23 protein-coding genes and 1 pseudogene are annotated in these 26,431 nt (G+C 70.6%); 13 read left to right on the top strand and 11 right to left on the bottom strand.

Annotated elements, in window-relative coordinates; all coding sequences use genetic code 11:
- Positions 1-4: 4 nt before the first annotated feature.
- The 3 genes from cutA to L1785_RS10120 all read left to right on the top strand — a co-directional run bounded on the left by cutA (position 5) and on the right by L1785_RS10120 (position 1,990).
- A complete protein-coding gene (gene cutA / locus L1785_RS10110; RefSeq protein WP_236089134.1) occupies positions 5-334 on the top strand; it encodes a divalent-cation tolerance protein CutA in 330 nt (109 codons plus the stop codon).
- A gap of 111 nt (positions 335-445) precedes the next feature.
- Positions 446-727, top strand: coding sequence for a hypothetical protein (locus L1785_RS10115; RefSeq protein ID WP_236089135.1), 282 nt, complete (start codon positions 446-448; stop codon positions 725-727).
- 111 nt (positions 728-838) lie between these two features.
- Entirely contained in the window at positions 839-1,990 is a 1,152-nt protein-coding gene (locus L1785_RS10120; RefSeq protein ID WP_236089136.1) for an endonuclease, read from the top strand.
- A gap of 237 nt (positions 1,991-2,227) precedes the next feature.
- On the opposite strand, the gene L1785_RS10125 is transcribed toward L1785_RS10120, so the two are convergent.
- Positions 2,228-3,217, bottom strand: coding sequence for a LacI family DNA-binding transcriptional regulator (locus tag L1785_RS10125; RefSeq protein WP_236089137.1), 990 nt, complete (start codon positions 3,215-3,217; stop codon positions 2,228-2,230).
- A 48-nt stretch (positions 3,218-3,265) separates the two neighbouring features.
- On the bottom strand, positions 3,266-5,599 hold the full coding sequence (locus tag L1785_RS10130; protein ID WP_236089138.1) for a glycosyl hydrolase family 95 catalytic domain-containing protein: 2,334 nt from the start codon (positions 5,597-5,599) through the stop codon (positions 3,266-3,268).
- Positions 5,600-5,758: 159 nt separating this feature from the next.
- On the opposite strand from L1785_RS10130, the gene L1785_RS10135 reads away from it, so the two are divergent.
- The 4 genes from L1785_RS10135 to L1785_RS10150 all read left to right on the top strand — a co-directional run bounded on the left by L1785_RS10135 (position 5,759) and on the right by L1785_RS10150 (position 8,635).
- Positions 5,759-6,694, top strand: a complete 936-nt coding sequence (locus tag L1785_RS10135; RefSeq protein WP_236089139.1) for a metal ABC transporter substrate-binding protein — start codon at positions 5,759-5,761, stop codon at positions 6,692-6,694.
- The gene (locus tag L1785_RS10140; protein ID WP_236089140.1) at positions 6,691-7,455 is read left to right on the top strand and encodes a metal ABC transporter ATP-binding protein; all 765 of its coding nucleotides are present in this window, start codon (positions 6,691-6,693) and stop codon (positions 7,453-7,455) included. Before L1785_RS10135 ends, L1785_RS10140 begins: the two co-directional genes overlap by 4 nt.
- Positions 7,452-8,315 (top strand): metal ABC transporter permease, encoded by an 864-nt coding sequence (locus L1785_RS10145; protein WP_236089141.1) that lies wholly within the window; start codon positions 7,452-7,454, stop codon positions 8,313-8,315. Before L1785_RS10140 ends, L1785_RS10145 begins: the two co-directional genes overlap by 4 nt.
- 86 nt (positions 8,316-8,401) lie before the next feature.
- Positions 8,402-8,635, top strand: a complete 234-nt coding sequence (locus tag L1785_RS10150; protein WP_236089142.1) for an EF-hand domain-containing protein — start codon at positions 8,402-8,404, stop codon at positions 8,633-8,635.
- Positions 8,636-8,996: 361 nt separating this feature from the next.
- On the opposite strand, the gene L1785_RS10155 is transcribed toward L1785_RS10150, so the two are convergent.
- Complete coding sequence (locus L1785_RS10155) at positions 8,997-9,497, bottom strand: Lrp/AsnC family transcriptional regulator (protein ID WP_236089143.1); 501 nt, start codon at positions 9,495-9,497, stop codon at positions 8,997-8,999.
- Between the two features lie 92 nt (positions 9,498-9,589).
- Between L1785_RS10155 and hisC the strand changes: the two genes are divergently transcribed.
- From hisC to L1785_RS10175, 4 genes are all read left to right on the top strand, one after another.
- Positions 9,590-10,684, top strand: coding sequence for a histidinol-phosphate transaminase (gene hisC / locus L1785_RS10160; protein ID WP_236089144.1), 1,095 nt, complete (start codon positions 9,590-9,592; stop codon positions 10,682-10,684).
- On the top strand, positions 10,681-11,325 hold the full coding sequence (locus tag L1785_RS10165) for a YitT family protein (RefSeq protein WP_236089145.1): 645 nt from the start codon (positions 10,681-10,683) through the stop codon (positions 11,323-11,325). Before hisC ends, L1785_RS10165 begins: the two co-directional genes overlap by 4 nt.
- Positions 11,326-11,545: 220 nt before the next feature.
- Positions 11,546-12,955: a family 43 glycosylhydrolase gene (locus L1785_RS10170; protein ID WP_236089146.1), complete on the top strand. Its 1,410-nt coding sequence runs from the start codon at positions 11,546-11,548 to the stop codon at positions 12,953-12,955.
- Between the two features lie 17 nt (positions 12,956-12,972).
- Positions 12,973-14,439: a glycoside hydrolase family 43 protein gene (locus tag L1785_RS10175; protein ID WP_236089147.1), complete on the top strand. Its 1,467-nt coding sequence runs from the start codon at positions 12,973-12,975 to the stop codon at positions 14,437-14,439.
- A gap of 31 nt (positions 14,440-14,470) precedes the next feature.
- Here the strand turns inward: L1785_RS10175 and L1785_RS10180 are convergent.
- Together L1785_RS10180 and L1785_RS10185 are read right to left on the bottom strand one after the other, a co-directional pair.
- Positions 14,471-14,563: pseudogene (locus L1785_RS10180) on the bottom strand (carbohydrate ABC transporter permease); the annotation flags it as partial.
- 109 nt (positions 14,564-14,672) lie between these two features.
- Positions 14,673-16,826 (bottom strand): alpha-galactosidase, encoded by a 2,154-nt coding sequence (locus L1785_RS10185; protein WP_236089148.1) that lies wholly within the window; start codon positions 16,824-16,826, stop codon positions 14,673-14,675.
- A gap of 75 nt (positions 16,827-16,901) precedes the next feature.
- Between L1785_RS10185 and L1785_RS10190 the strand changes: the two genes are divergently transcribed.
- The gene (locus L1785_RS10190) at positions 16,902-18,086 is read left to right on the top strand and encodes an ROK family protein (protein ID WP_236089149.1); all 1,185 of its coding nucleotides are present in this window, start codon (positions 16,902-16,904) and stop codon (positions 18,084-18,086) included.
- A gap of 31 nt (positions 18,087-18,117) precedes the next feature.
- Here L1785_RS10190 and L1785_RS10195 read toward each other — a convergent pair whose 3' ends face one another.
- The 5 genes from L1785_RS10195 to L1785_RS10215 form a co-directional block, all read right to left on the bottom strand.
- Positions 18,118-20,139, bottom strand: a complete 2,022-nt coding sequence (locus tag L1785_RS10195) for a glycoside hydrolase family 31 protein (protein WP_236089150.1) — start codon at positions 20,137-20,139, stop codon at positions 18,118-18,120.
- Positions 20,140-20,210: 71 nt separating this feature from the next.
- Complete coding sequence (locus L1785_RS10200; RefSeq protein WP_236089151.1) at positions 20,211-21,023, bottom strand: carbohydrate ABC transporter permease; 813 nt, start codon at positions 21,021-21,023, stop codon at positions 20,211-20,213.
- Position 21,024: 1 nt separating this feature from the next.
- Positions 21,025-21,984: a carbohydrate ABC transporter permease gene (locus L1785_RS10205; RefSeq protein ID WP_236089152.1), complete on the bottom strand. Its 960-nt coding sequence runs from the start codon at positions 21,982-21,984 to the stop codon at positions 21,025-21,027.
- A gap of 73 nt (positions 21,985-22,057) precedes the next feature.
- Complete coding sequence (locus L1785_RS10210; RefSeq protein ID WP_236089153.1) at positions 22,058-23,317, bottom strand: sugar ABC transporter substrate-binding protein; 1,260 nt, start codon at positions 23,315-23,317, stop codon at positions 22,058-22,060.
- Positions 23,318-23,478: 161 nt separating this feature from the next.
- Positions 23,479-24,486: a LacI family DNA-binding transcriptional regulator gene (locus tag L1785_RS10215; RefSeq protein WP_236089154.1), complete on the bottom strand. Its 1,008-nt coding sequence runs from the start codon at positions 24,484-24,486 to the stop codon at positions 23,479-23,481.
- Between the two features lie 158 nt (positions 24,487-24,644).
- Here L1785_RS10215 and L1785_RS10220 point away from each other — a divergent pair, with 158 nt between their 5' ends.
- Positions 24,645-25,613 carry a S1C family serine protease gene (locus tag L1785_RS10220; RefSeq protein WP_236089155.1) on the top strand — a complete coding sequence of 323 codons (969 nt, stop codon included), beginning with the start codon at positions 24,645-24,647 and terminating at the stop codon, positions 25,611-25,613.
- 82 nt (positions 25,614-25,695) lie between these two features.
- On the opposite strand, the gene L1785_RS10225 is transcribed toward L1785_RS10220, so the two are convergent.
- Positions 25,696-26,319 (bottom strand): antibiotic biosynthesis monooxygenase, encoded by a 624-nt coding sequence (locus L1785_RS10225; protein WP_236089156.1) that lies wholly within the window; start codon positions 26,317-26,319, stop codon positions 25,696-25,698.
- Positions 26,320-26,431 lie beyond the last annotated feature (112 nt).

The raw sequence follows: 26,431 nt of genomic DNA on the forward strand, positions 1-26,431 counted from the left end.
CCGGGTGGATCCGGTACTGGTGCAGGTGACGACGACGTTCGACGACGAGGCTGCGGCGCTGGAGATGGCGGACGGGGCTGTCCAGGCACGACTCGCTGCGTGCGCCCAGATCGAAGGCCCGATCACGGCGATCTACCGGTGGCAGGGCCAGGTCCACCGCGAGCGTGAGTGGCGGCTGGTCCTCAAGACGCGCCCCCAGCTCACCGAGGCGCTCGTCCTCCACATCCGCGCGCTCCACACGTACGACCTGCCCGAGATCGTCGTCACCCCGATCATCGGCGGAAGCCCCGAGTACCTCGCCTGGGCAGCAGGCGAGGCCGAAACCACGGCGTAGACGACTTCCTTGCACGCGACGGCCGCGAAACGGCGGCCGCACCCGCTCGCGGCGCGCCCGGAGGAAGTCGGGCGCTACGGCCGCCTGCGCACGAATAGTAGGTTGCGGCTTGTGAACGTGAAGCCGTTGGTCGAGACGATCCTGGCCGCTTCGGTGTTCCTGGAGCAGGGGTCGGACGACGACGTCGACCCGGACTGGGCGGTCAAGACCCTGGAGAACATGGCGCACTCCTTGGGCCGGGTGCCCGCAGAGGACGTTCCCGAGGTGCTCGCCGCGTTCGAGGAGATCGCTGCCGAGGCCGACGCGGCCGGGCACGTGGACTGGGCACGGTTCGTCCGGTCCCAGCCGTTCGCCCTGGGCCTGGTCGACGACGACCCCACCGAGGCGTCATGACGACCGAGGCGGCGCACCGCTGCTGCGCGCCACGCGGGCGAAAGTGTCGTATTTACACAGTATTCACCGGAATGTCGTGCGGGCCATAGTTTGTCTCGATACGGTGTCATAATGCGGAAACTGCTTGAGCGTCCCTTGCCACCCGCCTTTCTGGCCCTTGCCCTCGCGTTGGCGTTGATCGCAGCGGCCCAGGTCGGCGTAGCCGCGCCCGGCCAAGCGGCCACCCCGATCAGCGTCGCGTCGGCGATCTCCACCCAGAACGGCTCGACGGCCACCGTGCGGGGGTACGTCGTCGGGCAGCCGACCGCAACCAGCACCGTGGTCACCAGCGGCTTTCCCAACGACTACGCCCTGGCCCTCGCCGACGCCCCCGGCGAGACCAGCACCGCACGGATGATCTACGTCCAGATCCCCGCGGCCTTCCGCTCCGGCTACGGCCTGGCGTCCAACCCCGGCCTCATGGGTCAGCAGCTCGACGTCACCGGCACGCTCTCGGCCTACTTCACGCACCCGGGGCTCCGGGACAGCACCGCGTTCGCGGTCGTGGGGTCCGGGGGCGGGGACGACGGCGGTACAGAACCCGCCGGCTACTACGACGCCGCAGCCGGCAAGACCGGGCCCGCGCTGCGTTCCGCCCTGCACGGGATCATCGACAACCACACCGGGGTGAGCTACGCGACCGTCTGGACCGCCCTGCGCGAGACGGACGAGGACCCGAACAACCCGAACAACGTCATCGAGTTCTACTCGGGCACGTCGATCTCGAAGACCAGTAACGGCGGCGACCCGGACGACTGGAACCGGGAGCACACCTGGGCCCAGAGCCACGGCGACTTCGGCACCGCCACCGGCCCCGGCACCGACCTGCACCACCTGCGGCCCACGGACGTCACCGTCAACTCGACCCGCGGCAACAAGGACTTCGACAACGGCGGGTCGGCGGTCTACCAGTGCGCGGACTGCTTCACCGACTCCAACTCGTTCGAGCCTGCCGACGCCTACAAGGGCGACGTCGCACGCATGCTCATGTACATGGCCGTGCGCTACGAGGGCGACGACGGCTGGCCCAACCTCGAGCTGAACGACTCGACGACGAACGGCGCGGTGCCGCTGCACGGGAGGATCTCGGTACTGCTCGCCTGGCACGCGGCCGACCCGGTCTCGGCTGCCGAGCGCCGGCGCAACGAGGTCATCTACACCGACTGGCAGGGCAACCGGAACCCGTTCATCGACCACCCGGAGTGGGCCGACATGATCTGGTGATCCGGGCAGGCCGTGGCCCAGGAGGACCCTCCTCCTGGGCCGCGGTCGGCGAGGCGCAGCGTCAGATGAGCCGCTCAGCAGGCGCCGAGCTCTTGCCGGGCCCCGTTCGGCTCGCCGGGCGCCTGGTTGTGTGTCACTGCTTGGCGCGCCACCGCGATCCGTCATGGACGGCCTCGTCCCCGCTCGTAGGGAACAGCCGAGGATCTCGTCAAGCGCGGAGGGCAGCCGGATCCCGGGTTACGCGGAGGCGCGCCAGAGGATCTGGGAACGGACGCTGCGGTGGATCGGATCGAGCCGGGCGAAGTCCGACTCCGCGAGGATCTCGACGATGTCCAGCGCGTTCGACGCGAGCCCGTGCCGATCGAGGGAGATCGTCGTGAGCGGCGGATCGACGGCTTCGCCGAGGGCCAGACCGTCGACACCGACGATGCGGACCCTGCCGGGGACATCGACGCCGAGACCGTGCGCGCTCTGCACCGCGCCCAGCGCCATCAGGTCGTTGAACATCAGGACGGTGTCGGTGTCCGGGTGTCCGCGCAGGAGCTCCCCGAACGCCTCCCCGCCACCGGAGATCGACTCCTCGCCCACCGTGACGCCGGTGAGCTGGTCGCCGACCGCCTGTTCGAACCACTCGCGCCGGGGAGAGGGCGCGTAGCGGCCGGCAGACCGCAGCGTGTACGCCGAGTCGACCATCCCGAACCGTCGGGCGCCGCGCTCGCGCAGCGCACGGATCGCGTCCACGACCCCGGACTCGATGTCGAGCTCGACCGAGTGGACGCCGGGCAGGGCGCTCACCCATTCGAGGCGCACGACCGGCAGACCGCGCGCGGCCTCGCGCAGCTCGGTATCAGAGTGGCCGAAGTGGCCGACCACGACGTCGACCTGCGTGGACAGCAGGCCCAGGGCCTCGTCGAGGCCGCTCTCCAACCCCGCCATCATGACCTGCCACCCGCGTTCGGCGGCGACCGAGAGCAGTTCTCCGGCGAAGTCGGTGTAGTAGGGATTGCGGAACGAGGCCACCACGAGACCGAGCGCGTGCGTCTTCTGCCTGGTCACGAGATTGCGCGCGAACCGACTCGGACGGTACCCGAGGCGGTCCGCGGTCTCGAGCACGCGCCGCCGAGTCGACTCGCTGATGTCACCCATGCCGTTCATGGCGCGTGTCACCGTCTGCCGAGACACCCCGGCCTCGGCCGCGACGTCGAGGATCGTCACACTCTTGCCCACGCGGTCATCCTTCCGTTGAACGGCCCCCCGCAGCTCGGCCGCGCCGGGTCATCCGACCTTGATCGCATAGGTCCGGCCGGCCACGGCCGGCCAGCTCCAGCGTGCGCGGCCGCGCGGCGCAGGCGCCGCCACCTCGGCCTCGATCGCCGCACCCGCGGAGTCGACCACCGACGGCCGAAGTCCCGCGTCCGCCTCGATCACCAGGTCGCCATCGGTCGCGGTGTGGATGCGCGCGCTCGCCAGGACGCCAGAGGCCCATTCGAGGTCGACCGTACGGCCTCCCCGCGCGCGGAGACCGGACGCAGCTCCGGCGTGCCAGGACGCCGGAAGGGTCGGCAGCAAGGAGAGCGCTCCGTCATGGCTCTGCACCAGCAGCTCGGCCATCCCGGCGACGGCGCCCAGGTTCCCGTCGATCTGGAAGATCATGCCGCCGGGCCACGCGCCGTGCGGGTGCAGATCGAGCAGCGACGCCGAGCTGAGCTCGTCGACGAGGATCCCGATCGACCGCTCGGCGAGCTCCGCGTCGCGCAGTCGCGCGGCCAGGCAGAGCACCCAGGCCTGGCTCCAGCCCGTATACCCGCCGCCGTGCTCGAGGCGGTAGGCGAGCGCCCGTCGCACCGCCTCGAACTCCGCGGGAGTCGCGGTCTCCGTGATGCGGGAGCCGGGGTAGGCGCCGTACAGGTGCGAGAGGTGCCGATGATCGAGCTCGCTGGGCAGCAGCGGCGGTGCCCACTCGCGAAGCCGGCCCCCGTCGTCGATCGCGGGCAGCCGGAGACGCGCGAGCGCCCTGCGGCAGCGGTCGGCGAGGTCGTCACTGTCGTCGAGGCGCTCGACGAGCCGGACATACCGGTCGAGCGCCTGCGAAGCGAGCTCTTGATCGAGCGTTGACCCGGCGGTCACGGTGCCGAGCTCTCCGCCTGCGACGAACGGATGCTCGGGTGACGTCGACGGGCTCACGACGAGCTTGCCTTCGGCGTCCTCGACGAGCTGGTCGAGCGCGAACTCCACGACTGCTCGGGTGACCGGCAGCGCCACCGACCGAGCGAACTCGTCCGACCAGCGGAAGTCGAGACGGTCGCCGAGGTGCGCGGCGATCCAGGCCAGGCCGAACTGCCAGTTCGACCATTGCGGTTCGCCCTGCACGGGCGAGGTGAACCGCCAGATGTCCGTGTTGTGGTGCGTCGTCGCGCCCTCGGCCCCGTAGACCGCCGCCGCGACCGAGCGGCCGGCGTCCGCGAGGTCTCGGGCGAGGTCGAAGAGCGGCTCGTGCATCTCCGGCAGCGCGGTCGTCTCGGCGGCCCAGTAGTTCATCTCGACGTTGATGTTCGTCGTGTAGTTGGAGCTCCAGCCGGGACGGACGTCGACGTTCCAGATGCCCTGCAGGTTCGCCGCCTGGGTGCCCGGGCGGCTGGACGAGATGAGCAGGTACCGTCCGAGGTCGAAGTACCGCTCGGCCGCCGTCGCCTGCGGCGTGCCCGACGCCGAGAGGTCGAGCTGCACGCGGTCGAAGAGCGCGGCGTAGTCCTCGACGTGACGCCGTCGCAGCTCGGCGGGCTCCCGCCCGAGAGCGGCGCGGACGCGAGCGGTCGCCTCCTCCGCGAGGGCCTCGAGGTCGGCGCTCGGCCGCTCGCGCGCGCCGCGGAAGCCGCTCACCGCCGTGGCGACGAGCCGCCGGTCGCTCGTGACGGCCGCGGCGACCGCCCAGCCCATGCCGGCGTCGACCGTGCCATCGGCGCCGGGCGCAGCCCGGTCGTACTCGACCGCGTCGGCGGCCGCGACGTAGTTCGGCAGCGCACGGCTCGGCGCGCGGCCGACGGCGACGAGCCAGTCGACGCCGCCGGAGGAGAACGACGTCACGTCGACGGGGTGCGGCGAGTCGAACTCGACGTCGATGACGAGCGGTTCACCCGCTCCGTGGGCCACGGCGACGAGCACACCGTCAGGGGCACTCACGTACGCCTCCATCGACTCCGCCCCGGCGTCGATCCGGGTGGTCGCGGAGGCCAGGTCGAGCTGCCGCCGGTACGACGCGGGCTCACCGTCCTGACCCCATCGCCAGCGCAGCCGCCCGAGGGGCTGGTACGCCTCCGTCCAGCTCTCGGCCTGGAGTTCTCGCGCCAGCCGGTCGGCCCGCGCGTGATCACCCGCGGCGACGGCAGCGCGCAGGTCGGCGACGGTCTCCGGGCGCACGTCGCGCCGAGGCGTCCCCTGCGGCCCACCCGACCAGACCGTGTCGAGGTTCAGGTCGAACTCCTCGACTCCTGGCCGGCCGTGGACCGTCACGCCGAGCGACCCGTTGCCGAGCAGGAACGCCTCTGTGAACACGTCCGCCGGCCGTTCCAGGGTGATCACCCGAGCGTCGGACTGAAGTTCAGGGGGCACGATGTCTCCTCGTCGTCGCGGAATCGTGAACCTTCACGTTATCTGCGGCGGCCGCCCGGGGGCAAACGGCGCCGGGTGGAGCCGAACAGCCACCGCCCACCGGCGAGTTTGCAGGACCGAGAACTTGTTTTCGCATGCCCGAACTTCTAGGGTCGCGGTATGCCCAGCACTCGCCGCGCTCGCGCCGTCCTCAGGTTCGCGCTCCCGCTCACGCTGATCGCGGGAGCGGTGTCCGGCTGCACCGCCTCGGCCCAGGGAAGCGGGGCGGACGACCGGCCGGTGGTGCTGACGACGTTCACGGTGCTCGCCGACGTCGCGCAGAACGTGGCCGGTGAGCACCTCCGGGTGGAGTCGATCACGAAGGCCGGCGCGGAGATCCACGGGTACGAGCCGACGCCGCGCGACATCGCGAGGGCGTCCGAGGCGGACCTGATCCTGGACAACGGGCTGAACCTCGAGTCGTGGTTCGAGCAGTTCGTCCAGTCGGTGGACGTGCCGCACGTGGTCGTGTCGGAAGGCGTCGAGGTACTGGACATCACCGGGGACGCCTACGCCGGCAAGCCGAACCCGCACGCGTGGATGAGCCCGGTGAACGTTCAGATGTACGTCGACAACATGGTCGACGCGTTCAGCGACCTCGACCCGGAGCACGCCGACGCCTTCGAGGCCAACGGCGCGGCGTACAAGGCGGAGCTGCAAGAGGTGCAGGACGAGCTCGTCGCCGGGCTGTCCGCGCTGCCGGAGAACGAGCGGGCGCTGGTGACCTGCGAAGGCGCGTTCTCCTACCTCGCCCGCGACGCGGGACTGACCGAGCGGTACATCTGGCCGGTGAACGCCGAGCAGCAGGCCACCCCGCAGCAGATCACCTCGGCCATCGAGTTCGTCCGGGCCGACGACGTCCCGGCTGTGTTCTGCGAGTCGACGGTCTCGGACAAGCCGATGCAGCAGGTCGTCGAGGCGACCGGTGCGGCCTTCGGCGGCACCCTCTACGTCGACTCCCTCTCCGAGGCCGACGGGCCGGTGCCGACCTACCTCGACCTGATCCGCTACGACTCCACGACGATCATCGACGCCCTCACCGGAGGCGACGCATGACCACCGCGATCCAGACCGCCGCGATCCAGATGGAGGACGTCGTCGTCCGCTACGGCGAGGTGCTGGCCCTCGACGGCGTGTCCCTGAGCGTCCAACCGGGGCGGGTGACCGGGCTGATCGGGATGAACGGCTCCGGCAAGTCGACGCTGTTCAAGACGATCATGGGCATGGTCCGCCCCGACCGCGGGCGCGTCCTGATCGACGGTGCCGACCCGGCCGTGGCACGCCGACAGGGCCTGGTCGGATACGTGCCGCAGAGCGAGGACGTCGACTGGGCCTTCCCCGTCTCCGTCCGTGACGTCGTCATGATGGGCCGCTACGGGCGCCAGGGCCCCACCCGGCGGGCCCACCCGGCCGACCACGCCGCCGTCGCCGAGGCCCTGGACCGGGTCGAGCTCACCGCCTACGCCGACCGACAGATCGGACAGCTCTCCGGCGGGCAGCGCAAGCGCGCGTTCGTCGCCCGCGGCATCGCCCAGGACGCCCGGGTCCTGCTGCTGGACGAGCCCTTCGCCGGGGTCGACAAACGCTCCGAGGCCACCATCGTCCGGCTGCTCAAGGAGCTGGCGGCCGACGGCCGGACGATCCTGGTGTCCACCCATGACCTGCACGCTCTCCCGAGGCTGGCCGACGAGGCCGTGCTGCTTCTCCACCGGATCCTGTTCCACGGCGGGGTGTCCGAGGCGCTGCGGCCCGAGAACCTCGCCCGCGCGTTCGGCCTCGACGGCGTCGACGTGCTCGACCACGGAGACTCCGCATGAGCCCCCTCGACCTGCTGCTGGAGCCGCTGCAGTACGACTTCATGGTCCGTGCGCTCACGACGACGGTGATCGCCGCCGTCGTGTGCGCGCTGCTGTCGTGCTGGCTCGTCCTGGTGGGCTGGTCGCTGATGGGCGACGCCGTCTCCCACGCCGTCCTGCCCGGTGTCGTCATCGCCTACGTCCTCGGCGCCCCGTTCGCGCTCGGTGCCCTCGTGTTCGGGTTCCTCGCCGTCGCCCTGATCGGCGCGATCCGCGGCACGAGCCGCGTCAAGGAAGACGCCGCGATCGGGATCGTGTTCACCACCCTGTTCGCGCTCGGCCTCGTCCTCATCTCCGTCACGCCGAGCCAGACAGACCTGAACCACATCATCTTCGGCAACATCCTCGGCGTCTCCACCGCGGACCTCGTCCAGATCGCAGTCCTCGCCACCATCGCGTTCGCGGTCCTGGTCCTCAAACGCCGCGACCTGACGCTGTACGCGTTCGACCCCATGCACGCCCACGCCATCGGGCTCTCGCCCCGGTTCCTCGGGGCACTGCTGCTCGGGCTCCTCGCCCTGACCGCGGTCGTCGCCCTCCAGGTGGTCGGGGTGATCCTGGTCGTCGCGATGCTGATCATCCCCGGCGCCACCGCGTACCTCCTCACCGACCGGTTCGGGCACATGCTCGTGATCGCCCCGGTGATGTCGGCGGTCTGCTCGGTGGTAGGGATCTACCTCAGCTACTGGCTCGACGCCGCCTCCGGCGGGCTTGTCGTCGTCGTGCAGGGCGCGGCGTTCTCGCTCGTCTACGTGTTCGCACCCCGCCACGGACTGCTCGGCAAGCACCTCACGGCCCGACGGCGGACGGTCACCGCATGAACGGGATCACCCACACCGCTCCCCCAGTCGTCACGCCGTCGTGGCAGCATGGGCCCGCCCGACAACCGACCCCCAGGAGGCCTGCAGTGTCCGATCGTCCGACCGCCCCCGAGAGCGACGCCGCAGAGCTCGCGGCGACCTTCGACGAGTTCGACTCCGACGGCGACGGCCTCATCACGGTCGCCGAGTTCCGCCTCGCGATGCAGGGCCGTGGCGAGACGGTCACCGACGCGGAGCTGGACCAGATCTTCGCGACCGCCGACCACGACGGCGACGGCGCCATCGGCCTCGCTGAGTTCACCGAGGCCTGGTACGCCTGACGCCGACGCCGGTGGCGCCCCGTCGGTCGCCGACCCGGGAGCGCGCCGGGCGCTGATCACAGAAGGCCCCTGATCTTCGGATCGGGGGCCTTCTGAGTGTCCCTGTCGAACCAGGCAACGACAGCGCCGGGATGATGGCCGACCTGGTCGACCTGGACGTCTATGCGATCGAGGCCGCGACCCGTATCCGGAGGCGTACGAGGCCACCGTGCAACGCAATGTCCGCGAGCAGGAGGCCGACGCCCGTCCAGGGCGAAGAGGCCGGGCAGGCCCGGCCCGACGTCGAGGCCTGGCTACGTCGGGTGGGCCTGCGGCCGCCGTAGTTCGCGAGCAGGAGGGGCAGCCATTGTCCCACCGTGGCTCAGCCGGCAGGGCGGGCTTCGCCCTCGCGGGCGAGCCGCTCGAGCAGCGCCGACAGCCGATACGGCATGACCTGCTCCAGCGCCACGGACGTGCTGGTTCTCTGCACCCCTGGCGCGGCGGTGATCGCAGCGGTGACGCTCCGGAGGCCGGCGGCGTCCCGCGCGACCACACGGGCCAGGAGGTCGGCATCGCCGGTGGTCGCATGCACTTCGATCACCTCGGGGATGTCCGCGAGCGCATCGTAGGCGGCCCGTGCTTCGGCCTGGCTCAGCGAGATCGCCACGAACGCCGTGAGCCCGCGGCCGAGCGCTTCGGGCGCCAGCCGGCGGCTGACGTCGCCGAGCGCGTGCGACTTCTCGAGGCGGCGCAGCCTGGCGTGAACGGTGTTCCGTGCGACACCGAGCGTGCGGGCGAGCGAGACCACGGACGCTTCCGGGTCTTCGTCGAGGGCGAGCAGCAGGCGCGCATCCAGTGGATCCAGCTGGTAGGTGCTGGTCATTCTGCCACCTCTCCTGGGAAGTAATGAGCAATCTGCCATGTCCGTCAAGGCACAGTTGCGCAGAAGTCTATTCGACCCACATTGTGAAGAGCATGGCGTACACGACCAACACGCAGCCGGCCCTGCGTTCCCTCGTCCACGAGCTGCCCGCGTATGCGGCGGGCCGACGCGCGACCGACGCGACCATCGCCGCCCTCGCCTCCAACGAGAGTCACTACGACCCACTGCCCTCCGTGCTGGACGTGGTCGACACCGCCGCGAGGCGCATGAACCGGTACCCCGACAGCGCGGCACTGGCGCTGCGCACCGGGATCGCGGCTGCGCTCGGCGTCGTCCCCGAGGAGGTCGTCGTCGGCCCGGGGAGTCTTGGCGTTCTGCAGCAGATCATCGCCGCCGTCTGCGACCCGGGTGACGAGATCGTCTTCGCCTGGCGGTCCTTCGAGGCCTATCCGGTCCTCGCGTCGCTGGCAGCGGCGCGATCGGTGATGGTGCCGCTGGCCGCCGACGAGTCTCACGACCTGGAGGCGATGGCGGCCGCGGTCACCGAGCGCACCAAGGTGATCCTGGTGTGCACGCCGAACAACCCGACCGGGGCTACTGTCAAGCACGGTCGCATGTCGGAGTTCCTCGACTCCGTGCCCGCGCACGTCCTGGTGGTCATCGACGAGGCCTACGTGGAGTTCGTGGCCGAGAAGGAAGCGCTCGACGCGCTGGCGCTCTTCCGTGCGCACCCGAACGTCTGCGTGTTGCGCACCTTCTCCAAGGCGCACGGTCTGGCCGGCCTGCGAGTCGGCTTCGCCGTCGCGCACACGGAGCTCGCCGATGGGCTGCGCCGCGTCGGCCTGCCGTTCGCGGTCACCGCGCTTGCGCAGGAGGCGGCCCTCGCCTCGCTGCAGGCGACGAGGGAGCTGCACGAGCGCGTCGCGCTCGTGGTCGCCGAGCGCGACCGCGTGGCGGACGCTCTCCGGCGTGCGGGCTGGGCTGTGATCGCAGGACAGGCGAACTTCGTCTGGCTGCGCGCCGACGACACGCTCCGGGAACTGATCGTCGATCACCTCGAGAGGAACGACATCCTGGTCAGGGGCTATCGGGGCGACGGGGTCCGCATCTCGCTGGCAGACGGCCCCACGAACGACCACGTGATCGCCGCGCTCGGCGACCGCAGCAGCTTTGAGGCCGCCCGATGAGCACCAGGACGTGGCGTGGCTCTCGCACCACCGCGCGCGACGCCGGCCCGGTCCCCCACAGCCTGCTCGAGGATGTGCTGGGCTTGCTGGTCGGCACCTTCGTGGTGAGCCTCGGGCTGGTCATCCTTCGCGCCGGATCGCTCGTGACCGGCGGCACGGCGGGCCTGTCGCTGCTGCTCAGCCAGGCTTTCCCGGTTCCGTTCGGGCTGGTGTTCGCAACCGTCAACCTGCCGTTCTTCCTGCTCGCCGTCCGGGGGAAGGGATGGAAGTTCAGCATCTACAGCGCGGTGGCGATCGCGCTGGTGTCGGCGATGTCGAGCCTGCACACGCTGTTCGTCCCGCTCACCGTCATCTCGCCCCTGTATGCAGCCGCAGCAGGGAACATCCTGTGTGGCGTCGGCCTGATCGCGTTGTTCCGGCACACAGCGAGCCTCGGCGGGTTCAACATCGTCGCACTTGTCATGCAGGACCGGTTCGGCACGCGGGCCGGGTACGTCCTCATGGTGCTCGACTCGGCCGTGATCGCCTCCTCCCTCCTTCTCGCAGCGCCCCTCACCGTCGTCGTGTCGGCGGCGGGCGCGGTGCTGCTCAATCTGATCCTGGCCATCAACCATCGGCCAGGGCGGTACACGGGGTCGTAGGCGGGCGTCAGTCGGGCGCCGATGTGCCTGGCAGCGAACCGGTTCGCTGCACCGTGGCGCACCTCCCGGTGGCCGGTCAAGCGAGCGGGTTCGCGCGTCGTCGTTCCGTGACTGCGAGCGGACGACCTTCCCCTCGCGTGGTGTGAGCGCTAACATCAGGGCGTTTGTGCACGTCGGGCGCTGACGCCCGTGTTCCGCAAGGTCCTCGAGGGAGAGAACCATGAGAAGCACAGCACTTCGAAGAACCCGTCTGGCCGCGCTGCTCGCGCTGACCCTCGTACCGGCTGCGCTCGTGCCGCCGGCCGAGGCGGCCCCCACCACGATCGCTCTGGGCCGTGCCTCGTTCGAGTCGGTCAACTACCCAGGGCGGTTCGTCCGGCACCAGGACTGGCTGGGCCGGATCGACCCCGTGACGTCCGCCGGCTCCGCCCAGCTCAAGCAGGACGCGTCGTTCACGGTCGTGCCCGGTCTCGCGTCGCCGTCGTGCTACTCGTTCCAGGCGGTGAACGGGCAGTTCCTGCGCCACCGCGACTATCGGGTGCGGCTGGAGACGAACGACGGCTCGGCCACGTTCCGCGGCGACGCGACGTTCTGCGCCGAGACGGGCTCGGTCTCGGGCTCGGTGTCGTTCACGTCGTACAACTTCCCGCAACGGCGCCTGCGGCACCGCGATTCCGAGCTCTGGATCGACACCTACCAGGACACGGCACTCTTCCGGGCCGACAGCTCGTTCCAGCTCCGGTCCCCGTGGGCGCCGAAGACGACCACGAACCCGGTCATTCCCGGTCTCTTCGCCGATCCGCACATCACCTACCTCGACGGCCGGTACTACCTGTACCCGACGACGGACGGCTACGCGAGCTGGTCGTCGCCGTCGTACACCGCCTGGTCCTCGACCGACCGCGTGACCTGGACCAGCCATGGCGTCGTTCTCGACCTCGGGCCGGATGTGTCCTGGGCCGACAACTCGGCGTGGGCACCCGCCGTCGTCGCGAAGAACGGGAAGTACTACATGTACTTCAGCGGCGGGGCTGCGTCTGGTGACACCGCCAAGCACCTCGGCGTCGCGGTGGCCGACTCTCCCGCAGGCCCGTTCCGCGACGCCCTCGGCAAGCCGCTGGTGCGCGCCGGCACCTACTCCGGGCAGGCCATCGACCCGATGGTGTTCACCGACAAGGACGGCCAGTCCTACCTGTACTGGGGCAACGGAACGGCGTGGGTCGTGCCGCTCAACGCCGACATGACGTCGTTCGACGCGGCCAAGGTCAAGAACATCACCCCGAGCGGCTACCGGGAGGCGTCTTTCGTGTTCGAGCGCCAGGGCACCTACTACTTCATGTGGTCCGAGAACGACACGCGGGACGAGAACTACCAGGTCGCCTATGCCACCAGCACGTCCCCGCTCGGCCCGTGGACCAGGCGCGGCGTCGTGCTGAGCAAGCGCCTCGACCTGGGGATCAAGGGCACCGGCCACCACTCCGTGGTGCAGGTGCCGGGCACCGACACCTGGTACGTCGGCTACCACCGGTTCGCCGTACCCGCGGGCAACGGCACGAACCGCGAGGTCGCGATCGACCGGATGACCTTCAACCCCGACGGCACGATCGTCCCGATCGAGCCGACCCTGTGATGTCACAAAGGAGTGATATGAACCTCATTGCCTCGTCACGACGAACGGCCACCACCGTCGCCGCGATGCTCCTGACCCTCGCCCTCTTGGCCGGTACGTGGGTCGTCGCGACCGCGCAGCGCGCGTCCGCCCTCGACCCGTTCACCGGCTACCTGATGGTCCACTTCACCGGTGAGTCCGCGAGCGGCGAGCAGATCTACCTCGCCCACAGCACGGACGGGCTGAACTGGACGGACCTCAACAACGGCGGCCCCGTGGTGGTGTCCACCGTCGGCACCCGCGGAGTCCGTGACCCCGCGATCGTCCGCTCCCCGCAGGGCGACAAGTACTGGATCATCGCGACCGATCTGCGCATCGCGAGCGGCACGTCGTGGTCCGACGCCGCCAACCGCGGCAGTACATCGCTCGTCGTGTGGGAGTCCACGAACCTCGTCGACTGGTCCGAGCCCCGACTCGTCAACGTCGCCGGCAGCATCTCGGGCGCGGGCAACGCGTGGGCGCCGGAGGCGATCTACGACCCCGCCACCGGCGACTACGTCGTCTACTGGGCGACGAACGCCGCCCGCAACGGCGTCACCAAGCACCGGATCTACTACTCGCGCACGAAGGACTTCCAGACGTTCAGCGCCGCGCAGCTCTACATCGAGCGGCCGGGCACGCAGGGCATCATCGACACCCAGATCGTCGAGTCGCCGACGAGCGTGGGCGGCTTCCGGTACTACCGCGCCTCCGCCGACGGCCACATCACGATCGAGGCGAGCAACTCGATCCTCGGCACGTGGACCACGATCGGGAACCTGTCCCACATGGGCATCTCCAACGGTACGGGTGGCGGCAACGTGGTCGAGGGCCCCATGTGGATGCCGTTCAACAACGGCACCTCGTGGGCGCTCTGGCTCGACCAGTTCGCCACCGGCCGCGGCTACATGCCCATCCGCTCGTCCAACCTCGGCAGCACCCAGAACTTCCAGACCGTGAGCTCCTACAACCTGGGCGGCACGAAGAAGCGGCACGGGTCGATCCTGCAGATCACCGCTGCCGAGCAGAGCCGGATCGTCGCGCGCTGGGGCAGCACGGCGGTCAGCCGGATCCAGTCCTACAACTTCCAGGACCGGTACGTGCGCCACGCGAACTACGACGTGCGCATCGACCCGAACGTGTCGCCCGCCCAGGACGGGCAGTGGCGGATCGTCCCGGGCCTGGCCGGCACCGGCACGGTCTCGTTCCAGTCCGTGAACCTCCCCGACCACTACCTGCGGCACGAGAGCTTCGACTTCGTCCTCGCACGCTACGACGGCACGTCGACCTTCCGGGCCGACGCAAGCTTCAGGGCCGTCGCCGGCCTGGCCTCGTCCTCGTGGACGTCGTACCAGTCGTACAACTTCCCCGACCGGTACATCAGGCACTACGCGTACCAGCTCCGGCTCGACACCATCACCGATGCGACCGGTCGCGCCGACGCGACCTTCCGCGCAGTGGGCTGACCCGGCACGAGATGCCCGACGGGGCCGTGGCTCACTTGATGGAGCCGCGCACGACGCCGGAGATGACCCACCGCTGCGCGATGACGTAGACGAGCAGGAGGGGTGCCATCGCCATGAGGTAGGAGCACCGCGGCCCGCCGACGTCTCGGGGACAGGTGTCGACTCATGGGTTGCGCCTCCTTGCGCGAGGGGGTGATGGGTGAGGCGGGCCGCTCACGGCGGGCCGCTCGGGGTCAGACGGCGGAGACCTCCAGCACCACGAGCCGACCGGGGTAGAGCACAGGCGCCTGCAGGCCTGCCAGCGCCAGCTGTCGGCCCGTGAGCGTGATCGGGCGGCGGGTCCAGGCGAGCGGCGACTGCCCGGGACCGTCGTCGACCGAGCCGGCGACGACGCGCACGGTGTAGCGGCGGTCAGGGTCGAGACCCGGCAGGGTGAACCGGCCGGGCGGGTAGGTGACGCTGGTGGTGACCTGGGCGTAGGTGAACACCGCGGCGGCAGCGTCGGCGGAGACGACACCACGGACGTCGGCGTGCGGGTCGCCGTCGCCGTTCACCACGCGGCCGCCGTGTGCGAGGTCGCGGTACCGCTTGTGCAGCGCGACCCAGCCGGCGACCTCGCTCAGGCCCTCGTCGTCCAGCGTGGTCAGGTCCCACTCGATACCGAAGTGGCCGAACAGCGCCACACCGCCCGACAGGTCGAGCGCCACGGTGCGACCTGTGGAGTGCACCTTCGGCGTGGTCAGGTGCATGCCCATCAGCTCCGGCGGCAGGAGCAGGCCGGTGTAGCGCTGGTTGGTCAGGCGCTCGATCGGGTCCAGGGTGTCGGACGTCCACACACGGTCGGTCAGCTCGAGGATGCCCAGGTCGACACGGCCACCGCCCGAGGCGCAGGACTCGATCTCGAGCCCGGGATGCCGGTCCTTGAGCTCAGCCAGCAGCCGGTACAGGGCGAGCACCGTCTCGTGCACGTGGGGACGGCCGGTCTCGGCGCTGCCGGCTTCGAGCAGGTCCCGGTTGTGGTCCCACTTGAGGTAGGCGATGTCGTGCTCGCTCAGCAGGGCGTCCAGCCGCTCGAGCACGTACTTGTACGCGTCCGGGTGCGCCAGGTCCAGGGCGTACTGCTGACGTCCGGGCAGCGGCAGCTCGTCGCGGGCACGCAGGATCCACTCGGGGTGCTTGCGGGCGAGGTCGCTGTCGAGGTTGATCATCTCGGGCTCGACCCACAGCCCGAACTCCATCCCCAGTCCGCGCACCGCGGCGATCAGCGGGTCCAGCCCGTCGGGCCACACCGCGGAGTCGACGAACCAGTCCCCCAGCCCCGCGGTGTCGTCGCGGCGGCCGAGGAACCACCCGTCGTCGAGGACGAACCGCTCCACGCCGACCGCCGCGGCACGCTCCGCCAGCGTGAGCAGGGTGGGCAGCGAGTGGTCGAAGTAGACGGCCTCCCACGTGTTGAGGGTGACCGGTCGCTCCCGTCGCGGGTGCTGGGGGCGTGCCCGCAGCTCCTGGTGGAACCGGTGTGCCAGCTGGTCGAGCCCCTCGCCCCACGAGCCGACGGCCCAGGGCGTGGCGTACGAGGCGTCGCGGTCCAGCGCGATCTCGCCCGGGATGAGCAGCTCCCCGGCGGACAGGTACGCGTCCGCCGTGGGCGTGCGCTCGGCGACGAGCCGGTGGTTGCCGCTCCAGGCGACGTGCACGGCGTGCACCACGCCGTGCCCGAAGCCGAACCCTCGCCGGCCGGCCGCGAGCAGCAGGCTCGCGTCGTGGCCGGGTCGCCCACGGCGGGACTCGCGCACGTGTGCACCGACGGTCAGCTCGTGCCGCTGCGGGGACCGCTCGCGCAGGTGTCGCCCGGTGGTGTCGAGGATCTCGTCGGCGCCCGCCGGCAACGGGAACACCGGCGCGAGCGCCGCCACGGTGTACGGCTCCTCGGTGCGGTTCGTCAGCGTCAGCCGCTGACGGAACAACCCCGCGGGCGTGACCTCGAGCTCGACGTCGAGCGTGAGCCCGGGAGCCTCGTCAGCGGCGTGGACGACCACCCGCGCGGGACCGTCGCCGCCGGCGCGGACACGTTCGACGTCGATCGCGCGGGTCACCAGGCGCGGTGAGAAGTCCCGGCCGGCGCGGTGCCCGGACAGTCCCGGGATTCCGAACCATCCGGCCGACTGGCCCGGCACGAGCGACATCGCGACCGGGGCGTCGAGGCCGCCGGAGACTCGCTGCGGAACCCCGGCCGCCACCAGGTCGGCCAGCTCGGGATCCTGGAGGTCGCCGAGGTCCGCACCCCACCACACGATCACGGGAAGGTCGGCAAGGTCAGTCGCCAGGACGACGCTCGTCCCGCCGCCACGAAGGTGAAGCACACCAGAGTGCTCGAGCTGCTGCATGGGTTCTTTCTACCACGGAAAGAACTGCTCGCCAAGGGTGCGCGTCCCTACCAGCGTTCGGGGACAATAACCGGTGTGAGCGACGACCAGACGCCCGGCCTGGGCAAGACCTCCCGTGAGCTCGCGCGCCAGGTCCTCGTCCACGGGCCTATCTCGCGAGCGGACCTGGGCAATCGGCTCGACCTGTCCCCCGCCAGCCTGACCCGCCTGTCCCGCCCGTTCCTCGACCGAGGGATCTTCGTCGAGGCTCCCGCTACCGCGCACGGAGCACACCGACCCGCCAAGCCGCTCGACGTGCACGTGGACGCAGCACGCTTCATCGGCGTCAAGATCACCGGAGACACGGCGTACGGCGTGATCACGAACCTCCGCGCGACCCCGCTCGCGGACGCCTCGCGCGCCCTGACCAGCGCAGCCTTCGACGACATCGTCGCCGTCGTCGCCTCGCTCGCCGACGAGCTGGACCGCGCGACCGCAGGCGCACCGGTGGCCGGCCTGGGGGTCACCATCGGCGGGCACGTCACCGACGACGGCGTCGTCACCCGTGCCACCTTCCTCGGCTGGCACGACGTGCCGCTCGCCGCAGCGCTCGAGGCCGCCACCGGACTGCCGACCTGCGCAGAGAACGACGTCACCGCCCTGACGATCGCCCAGCAGTGGTTCGGCGAGCTCCGCGACGCCGGTTCGTTCGCGGTGGTCACCGTCGGAGCCGGCGTCGGGTACGGGCTCGTCATCCACGACCGGGTCATCAAGACCCCGAACACCGGCCTCGGCCTGGGCGGGCACATCCCGCTCGTCGACGACGGGCCGCCGTGCTTCCTCGGGCACCCTGGCTGCTCGACGGCGATGCTCGCCTCACCGAGCATCGCAGCTCACGCTTCGCAGCAGCTGGGACGCACCGTGGGCTACGGCGAGGTCCTGGACCTCGCCGGGGCAGGAGACCCCACCGCCCGATCCATCACCGACACGGCCGGCCGCGCCCTCGGGCGGCTGCTGAGCTGCATCACCAACCTCGCCATGGTCGACTCGATCGTGCTGGCCGGTGACGGCATCGCCCTGTGGGACCTCGCCGCGCCGTCCGCGCTCGCGCAGCTCACCGCCGACCGCGACCCGCAAGCAACACCGGTCCACATCGTCATCGACCCCTCCGGCTTTACCGCCTGGGCCCGCGGAGCAGCCGCAGTCGCGATCACCCGCGCCCTCGACTCGCTCCGCCTGACGACACCGGCGGCGACGCTGCCTCACGCCTTCGGCGGCTAGCAGCGTTGCCGGGACCCGCGCCGTCGGGCCGTCACAGCGCGCCGATCAGCTCGGGGAGCGCTCCGTCCCGGGCAAAGACGGGAATCACGTCGATCTGGGCCTCGACCGTCATCCATCGCCCGCCTTCGACCTTCTCGCCGGTGTGGAGGTCGGTCCACGACGAGCCCTGCGGGAGGTAGACCTCGCGACTCGTCGCATGCGCCTGGACAACGGGAGCGACGAGCAGATCCGGCCCGTACATGTACTGGTCGCCCAGGTCCCAGCACGTCGGGTCGTCCGGGAACTCGTGGAACATCCCGCGCATCACCGGCTGACCATAGGTGTGAGCGGCCGCCATGAGCTCGCGCGTGTAGGGCCGCATGGTCTCGCGCAGGTGGACGTACTTGGCGAGGATCTCGTACACCTCCTCGCCGAAGCTCCACAGCTCGTTGGGCGCACCGCTGCGGCAGCGTGCGGAGCCGTCCGCTGCGGTGACGTCGTCGTAGGGAGCGCGGTCGCCGTGCATCCGCATCACCGGACAGAACGCACCGAACTGGAACCACCGCACGAGCAGGTCGTGGAAGTCGGGGTCGGTGATGTCGCCGCCGTGGAAGCCGCCGATGTCGGTGGTGAACCAGGGGATGCCGGCGACGCCCATGTGGATGCCCGCCGTGATCTGCCGACGAAGGTCGTCATAGGTGGAGTGGATGTCACCGGACCAGACCAGCGCCCCGTAGCGCTGGCTGCCCGCCCAGGCGCAGCGCAGCAGGTTGACGACCTCCTCCTGGCCGGCGGCCTTCTGCCCCTCGTAGAAGGCTCGGGCGAACGCCTGGGGGTAGATGTTGCCGACCTGCAGGTTCGGCCCGAGGTGGTAGCGGTAGTTGTCGAAGTCGTAGACGCCGTACTCGGGCTCGGCCTCGTCGAGCCAGAACAGCTTGATCCCCAGGTCGTGATAGTTGCGCTTGCAGATCTCCCAGACGGCCTGCCGAGCCCGGGGGTTGGTGGCGTCGAGGAAGACGCTGGGACCTTGGAACCCCATCTGGAGGTCGAGCCCGCGGTCCGTGCGGACCAGGAGGTTCTCCTTCTTGAGCCGCGCGAAGTTCTCCGACTCGATCGAGATCTGCGGCCAGACGGACACCATCAGCTCGATGCCCAGCTCGTTGAGCTCGGCCACCATGGCCTGGGGATCCGGCCAGAACTCTTCCTCGAAGCGGAAGTCCCCCATCTTGGGCCAGTGGAAGAAGTCCGCGACGATGACGTCCATCGGGAGGCCGCGTCGCTTGTGCTCGCGCGCCACCTCGAGGAGCTGCTCCTGGTTCCAGTAGCGCAGCTTGCACTGCCAGTAGCCCAGCCCGTACTCGGGCATCGTCGGGACGTGGCCGGTGGCGTCGGCGTACGCGGCGGCGATCGCCGCCGGGGTCTGGCCGACGGTGATCCAGTAGTCGAGCTGCTTCGTCGACTCCGCGACCCACTCCGTGCGGTTCGCCGCGAAGGTGGCGCGTCCGATCGCGGGGTTGTGCCACAGGAACCCGTACCCCGCGCTGGACAGCACGAACGGGACGCTCGCCTGCGAGTTGCGGTGGGCGAGCTCGAAGGTGGAGCCCTTGATGTCCAGGATCTCCTGCTGGTACTGCCCCATCCCGTACAGCTTCTCGCCCGGGACCGGCTCGAACGCGGCGGTCAGGTGGTGGTCGCCGCCGACGACCGGGCGGAAGCCGCGGGCGTCGAGCTTGAGGGAGCCACCGGCGTCGAGCTCGCGCAGGACGGTGCGACCCGATGCGTCCCGGAAGTCCAGCGCGCACCGGTAGACCTGGTAGCCGACCTGCTCGTCGAAGTAGTCCCAGGCGTGCAGCGCGACCGTGAGCTCGTCGTTGACGAGCTGGGCGGAGCCGCCGTCGACGCTGACCGCGACGTCGACGGGTGCGGGCGGCAGCAGCGCGTGGTCGGTGTCGAAGACCTCGGCACCGGGCGCGCACCGCACGCGGACCGAGCTCTTGCCCCAGGCCTGAACGACCACGGTCTGACCGCCGCCGCGCCAGGTGATCCTGCCCGGGCCGATCTCGAAGGTGTCCATCTCGTCTGTCACTCTTTCTGCGCGGGGCCGCTCGCCGGACGGCGGCGGAACGTTGTGGGTCACTCGGGTCCTCAGTCCTTCACGGCGCCGGCGGTGACGCCCGCGGCGACGTACTTCTGCGCCACGACGAGCAGGACGGCCGCAGGGACGGACGCGACGACGGCGGTCGCCATCATCGGCCCCCACTCCTGGTTCTGCGCGCCGATGTAGTGGTAGATGCCCATCGTGATGGGGCGCAGATCGCCCCCCTCACGGTTCAGGGTCGACGCGAAGAGGAAGTCGGACCAGGCCCAGAGGAACGCGAACAGGGACGCGGTGATGACCGAGTTGCGCGAGATCGGCATCACGACCGACCGGAAGGTGCGCCACGTGGACGCGCCGTCGAGCTGGGCCGCCTGGAGCATCTCGCGCGGTATCCCGGCCATGAACGCCGACAGGAGCATGACCGCGAACGGCACGGCGATGGTCGAGTCCGCCAGGACGAGGCCGGGGATCGTGTTGAGAAGCCCGATCCGGTTGTAGATCGAGTAGAAGCCGAGGGACATCACGACGGCGGGAACCATCTGGGCGACGATCAGCGCGAAGTTCAGCACCCGCCGGCCGGGAACCGCGAGCCTCGCCAGGGCGAAGGCCGCCGGCGCGGCCACGGCGAGCGTCACGGCGACCGTCCCGAGGCCGACGACGATGCTGGTGCCGAGATAGGGCAGCTGGTCGCGAAGGACGACGGCGTAGTGGTCGAGGGTGAAGTCCGCGGGCACCACGTCTCCGCTGCGGATGCTCTCCCGGCGGGTGAACGAGACGTTGATCATCCAGTAGACCGGGAAGAGCATGAGGGCCGTCAGCGCGACCGCGACAGGCGCCTTCCACCATGAGCGACGAACCATCTCAGTCCTCCTCCTGCCTGCGCTGTATCGCGATGTAGATCAGGCCGAACGCGAGTGCGACGACGAGCAGGATCGTGCCGACCGCCGAGGCTTCCGAGTACCGGATGACCGACGAGCTGCCCTTGCCGAACGCCATGCCGTACGACCAGGTCGCGAGGGTCTGGGACGTCCCGGTTCCGGACGTCATGATCCAGATGATGTCGACGACCTTGAGGGTGTAGACCAGGCCGAGCAGGAGCGTGACGAGGGTGACGGGCCGCAGGAGGGGGACCGTGATGCGCCAGAACTGCTGCCAGGCGCTCGCACCGTCGAGGGCCGCCGCCTCGTACAGGTCGCCGGGGATGTTCTGCAGCCCGGAATAGAGGATCACGAGGTTGAACGGGATCCCGAGCCAGATGTTCGCGATGATCACGGACATCAGCGAGCTGTCGGCGCTCAGCCACCAGACCGGCTCCACGCCGACGACGCCGAGGAAGGCGTTGAGCACGCCGTTGTCGGGGTTCATCATCCACTGCCAGGTGGTGCCGGAGACGATCACCGGCAACAGCCAGGGCACGAGGAACAGCGCCCGCAGCGTCGACGAGAGCCGGAACCCGCCACGGTGGAAGAAGGTCGCCAGGGCGAGCCCGACAACGTACTGGACCGTGATCGACACGATCGTGAACGTCGCGGTCTGGCGCACGACGGGCCAGAACCGCGGCTGCGCGAAGACCTCCCGGTAGATGTCGAACCCGACGAAGGGTGCGCCGCCGTTGACGAACGTGTTGCGGTCGAAGTGGTGCAGGCTCATCCAGACGTTCTGCGCCAAGGGGTAGGCGTAGAACAGGACGAGGTAGATCACCAGCGGTGCGGCGAAGGCGATGCCGGCCCAGGTGCTCGTCCGCCGTCGCCGCCTGGCGACGGGGATCCCGGGGGCCTCGGTCGGCCATGCTGCGGCAGGTGCCGCCGCCAACGTACTCATGTGCTGTCCACCCAATCGTCATCGATGACGCGGGGGCGCGCCCGCCCCGGGGAACGGGCGCGCCCCCGGCCGGTCAGAAGCCGCCTGCGCCCTCGAACGCCGACGTCACGCCGGCCGGGTCGCCGGCCGAGTTGAGAGCGCCCTGGATGGCCTCGGACAGCGACGCGGAGACGTCCACGTACTGGCCGCCCAGCTCGGTCGTGCGACCGCCGGCACCCTCCACGGAAGCGACCCACGGCTCCCACACGGGGTTCGCCGTCACCTGCGCTGCACGCACGTCAGGCTTGGCCGACAGGTAGCCCAGGGTCTCGTTCGTCACCAGCCCGGCGTCGCCGTCGGTCAGGCAGTCGATGACGGCCGCAGCGTTCGCGTAGTGGTCCGAGGCGTCGTCCTTCTGGATCGGCGCGACGGCGAACTCGCCGCCCGTGGGTACCGGCGCCACGCCGCCGTCCTTGGCCGGGATCGGGATGACCCCGGCGGAGAAGTCGGCGTCGGTCGCGGCCGCGGCGAACCAGGAGCCGTTCTCCGCGAAGCCGTACTCGCCGGTCAGGAACAGGTCCCAGGCGGCCGACTGGTTGTCGGTCGCGGCTGACCTGGGTGCCCAGCCCTTGCCGATCCAGTCCGAGACGAGCTGGCCTGCCGAGACCGCCTCCGCCGACGTGAGGTCGCTCAGGTCCGCGCCCGCTCCCCAGTACCAGGGCAGGAACTGGAAGACGCCTTCCTCCCCGGGGACGCCGGAGAACGTGATGCCCTGTGCGCCCGAGGCGACGACCTTCTCGATCGCCGCGTTCAGGGAAGCCCAGTCCGTGATCGACGCCGGGTCGACCCCGGCCTTCTGGAGCACGTCGGCGTTGTAGTAGAGACCCAGGGCGTTGGAGCCGAACGGCGCCCCGTACGCGGTGCCGTCGACGATGCCGGGCCCGAGGAGGTTCTCGTCGACGCCGCTCGTGTCGATCCCGGCCTGCTCGGCCGTCGCCAGGAGCTGCGCCTCCACCGCCGCGGGAACCATCGGGTTGTCGAGCAGGACGACGTCGGGGGCGGCGCCCTCCTTGACCGCCGTGGTCAGCTGGTTGAACAGGTCGGTCTGCGGGGCGCTGGTGCGCACGATCGTCGCTCCGTCCGGGGCGCACGCCTTCACGTGCTCGTCCCACGCGGAGCCGTCGGCGTGCTGGGGGTAGGGATCCCAGAACGCGATCTCGGCGGTGATCGTCCCCTCCGCCGCGTTCCCCGACGCACCCGGTTCGGGCGTCGACCCGCCCGAGCACGCAGCCAGGCTCGAACCGATCAGCACGGTGGCACCGATCGCCACGTACCGACGCATCTTCATCGTCATCACAGGCACCTCTCCATCGAAGTCGAACCCGGGCCACCTCCGTCAGCGAACCGGTTCGCTGATAGTGGCAGCACGCACCGTCCCGCGTCAACAGCGAACCGGTTCGCTGATCGCCCGGGGCGAGTATCGAACGGCCCGGAAGCCGCCAGATCAGGCGGATATCAGGCGGGAGGGGCGACGCTGTCGCGCCGCTCGAGGTGCGGGGCGACCAGACGCGCCACCGGCACCTCGTCGGGTGCGTCGATCCGTCGCACGAGCAGCTCGACCGCCGTGTGCACGACAGCCTCGGGCTCGGACTCCACCGAGGTGAAGGGCAGGGCATACAGGCGAGCGAGCTCGGCCGAGTGTAGCGACACGACGCTCCGGTCGGCAGGAACGCGCAGCCCGACGTCGTGCAGCGCGAACGGGAGCATCGCGACCGCTGCGTCGTTGTGCACCAGCAAGGCCCCGGGAGCCTCGCGGCGGAGCAGCTCCTCGCCCAGCGCCGAGCGGACCTGCTCGGGCCCGACGGCGCACGGGACCTCCTCCAGGGTCATCCCGCGCCCGGACGCCTGCTCTCTGGCGGCAGCGGCGAAGCGGATCGCGTAGGTGCTCCCGGCCGCGTACAGGTCGTCCGGCCAGCGCACGAACGTGGCCCGTCGGTGACCCACCTCGGCCAGGTGGTCGACGAGCAGCCTCGCCCCTGCGGCGAAGTCCAGGTCGACCGCATCGATCCCGCGCGTGTCCTGCGGCATGCCGATGAGGACGGCGGGAAAGCCCGACGCCGCGATCGGCTCCATGCGGGGGTCGTCCTCGACGACGTTCAGGAGCACGAGCCCGTCCACCCGCCTGCCGGCGATCGCACTACGGACCGCGGCCTCGCCGTCGGCCTCGGTCAGCAGCATCACGGAGTAGCCGCTCTCGCGTGCCGCGTCGGACAGCGCGACGAGATAGGTGGCCAGCGCGGGGCTGAACTCCGCCTCGTGGAAGCGGACGACCACGCCCAGCGTCATCGTCCGCGCGGTCGCCAGCGCCCTGGCCCCGGCATTGACCGAGAAGCTGAGCTTGGCGATGGCCGCCTCGACGCGGCCGCGAGTCTCGGGCAGGACGAGCTTGCGGCCGTTCAGCACGGCGGAGACGGTGCTCCGGGACACGCCCGCCTCGCGGGCCACGTCGCCGATCGTCGCCACGGTCACTCCTCTCCGGTACGGCTGTTGCTGCACGTCAGCGTACCGGTTCGCCACGCGGGGGCCGCCCGGCGGCGCCTGCGAGCGCCACCTCGAGCAGGAGACGGCTCCGCCGTCGGCGAACACGGGCACAACGCCGCCACGCCGGACGCTGCACAGATGTGGCCTTCGACACTCCACCCGAAGACGGCAGCGAACCGTCGGGCCCCGACGCCACAGACGCCGAGGCGCTCGACGCGTACTCGCGCGCCGTCGTCACCGTCGCCGAGGCCGTGCTGCCCAGCGTCGCGAGCCTGGCCATCACGACCCGGCGGGGTCAGGGCGCGGGCAGCGCCAGCGTCATCACGCGCGACGGATTCCTGCTCACCTCAGCGCACGTCGTCGCCGGCGCCGAGACGGCCGAGGCCGCGTTCACCGACGGGACGCGCATGCGAGCCGACGTCGTCGGCCGCGACCTGCTCTCCGACCTCGCCGTGCTGCACGCCCGGGGCGATGTGCCCGCGCCCGTGCCGCTCGGGGACGCCGCGCGGCTGCGCGTGGGCCAGCTCGTCGTCGCGCTCGGCAACCCGCTCGGCCTCGCCGGCAGCGTCACGGCGGGCATCGTCTCGGCGTTGGGCCGTTCGCTGCCCACCCGCAACGGTCGCGTGATCGACGAGGTCATCCAGACCGACGCGGCCCTCAACCCAGGCAACAGCGGTGGCGTCCTGGCCGACAGCACCGGGCACATGGTCGGCGTGAACACCGCCGTGGCCGGCATCGGCGTCGGCCTGGCCGTGCCGATCAACACGACCACGATCGAGATCGTGACGACCCTCATGTCCACGGGCCGCGTGCGGCGCGCGTGGCTCGGCATCGCCGGGACCCAGGCACCGCTGCCGCCCCGGCTCGCCTCGCGTCTCGGCTCCCCCACGGGCCTGCAGATCGCGGAGGTGACGCCAGGCAGCCCGGCGGCGGACGCCGGGCTGCTCCGGGGCGACATCGTCGTCGAGCTCGACGGCGAGCCGGTGGTCACCGTGACCGCGGTGCAGAAAGCCATGGTCGAGGGCGCGATCGACCGCCGCATCGAGGTCACCGTCTGGCGCCATGGCGCGCTCGTCGACGTCATCACGTACCCGCGCGAGCTCGCCTGACGCCCCCGCTCCCGCCGGCTCGACCGCTGCGCCCACACTGGCGCGGCGGTCGTGAGCGGCGGATCGCGGTTGTGCGCTGGTGTCAGACCATCTCGGGCACGTGAAGGTGCGCGAACGCGATCTCCATCTCCTCGACGTCGGCCTTGGCGCCGAGCTCGCGGACGACGCCGGTGCGGATGCGGGTAGCGGCGTCACGGCTGCCCTCGACGGCTTCGCGGGTCTCGAAAGCGGCCGTGCCGACGACCCGGCCGGCCTCGCGGTCGACCATCAGGCTGGAGCTGCAGAATCCGTCGAGCTCCTGGATCTTCGGCAGGACGACCATCCGGTAGGTGTCGATGGCGTGATCGACCATGCTCGGGTCGCCGCTCAGCCAGGTGAGGCGCGCCCAGGCGCCCTCCGGCGCGGCGTGATCGCGGTGGACCACGGCGACCTCCCACTGGTGGACGTCGCTGCCGCTGGTGCTACCCAGAGCCTGCTCTGCGCGGTCGCGCAGCGGTCGCACGGCGTCGGCGCTCGCCAGCATCGCGTCCTCGGACCGCCACGACGTCGTGGCGATGCAGCGGCCGGTCTGCCGGTCGACCAGCAACGACATCCCGGCACAGCCGTCCATCGCGCTGACCGCCGGGTAGATCTCCTCACGAACGAGCCGCAGGCCGTCGTCGATCCTGGCGGGATCTCCTCGGACCTCGGATGTGCGTACGAACATGACGTGCTCCCTGTGCTCGGGGCAGCGGCCGGACGGCGCTGCCGTCCCTACTCACGTTCCGCCGCCCGGTGACCGAGTGCAACTGGAGCGACGTGTGGCCACGTGACCACTG

This window comes from Antribacter soli (genome assembly GCF_021568775.1).
In the GTDB taxonomy this organism is placed as follows: domain Bacteria; phylum Actinomycetota; class Actinomycetes; order Actinomycetales; family Cellulomonadaceae; genus Antribacter; species Antribacter soli.

Coding starts and splice junctions, on each gene's coding strand:
- L1785_RS10120 (WP_236089136.1), top strand. CDS start 839: ATGCGGAAACTGCTTGAGCGTCCCTTGCCACCCGCCTTTCTGGCCCTT.
- L1785_RS10135 (WP_236089139.1), top strand. CDS start 5,759: ATGCCCAGCACTCGCCGCGCTCGCGCCGTCCTCAGGTTCGCGCTCCCG.
- L1785_RS10140 (WP_236089140.1), top strand. CDS start 6,691: ATGACCACCGCGATCCAGACCGCCGCGATCCAGATGGAGGACGTCGTC.
- L1785_RS10145 (WP_236089141.1), top strand. CDS start 7,452: ATGAGCCCCCTCGACCTGCTGCTGGAGCCGCTGCAGTACGACTTCATG.
- L1785_RS10155 (WP_236089143.1), bottom strand. CDS start 9,497: ATGACCAGCACCTACCAGCTGGATCCACTGGATGCGCGCCTGCTGCTC.
- hisC (WP_236089144.1), top strand. CDS start 9,590: ATGGCGTACACGACCAACACGCAGCCGGCCCTGCGTTCCCTCGTCCAC.
- L1785_RS10165 (WP_236089145.1), top strand. CDS start 10,681: ATGAGCACCAGGACGTGGCGTGGCTCTCGCACCACCGCGCGCGACGCC.
- L1785_RS10170 (WP_236089146.1), top strand. CDS start 11,546: ATGAGAAGCACAGCACTTCGAAGAACCCGTCTGGCCGCGCTGCTCGCG.
- L1785_RS10175 (WP_236089147.1), top strand. CDS start 12,973: ATGAACCTCATTGCCTCGTCACGACGAACGGCCACCACCGTCGCCGCG.
- L1785_RS10185 (WP_236089148.1), bottom strand. CDS start 16,826: ATGCAGCAGCTCGAGCACTCTGGTGTGCTTCACCTTCGTGGCGGCGGG.
- L1785_RS10195 (WP_236089150.1), bottom strand. CDS start 20,139: ATGGACACCTTCGAGATCGGCCCGGGCAGGATCACCTGGCGCGGCGGC.
- L1785_RS10200 (WP_236089151.1), bottom strand. CDS start 21,023: ATGGTTCGTCGCTCATGGTGGAAGGCGCCTGTCGCGGTCGCGCTGACG.
- L1785_RS10205 (WP_236089152.1), bottom strand. CDS start 21,984: ATGAGTACGTTGGCGGCGGCACCTGCCGCAGCATGGCCGACCGAGGCC.
- L1785_RS10210 (WP_236089153.1), bottom strand. CDS start 23,317: ATGACGATGAAGATGCGTCGGTACGTGGCGATCGGTGCCACCGTGCTG.
- L1785_RS10225 (WP_236089156.1), bottom strand. CDS start 26,319: ATGTTCGTACGCACATCCGAGGTCCGAGGAGATCCCGCCAGGATCGAC.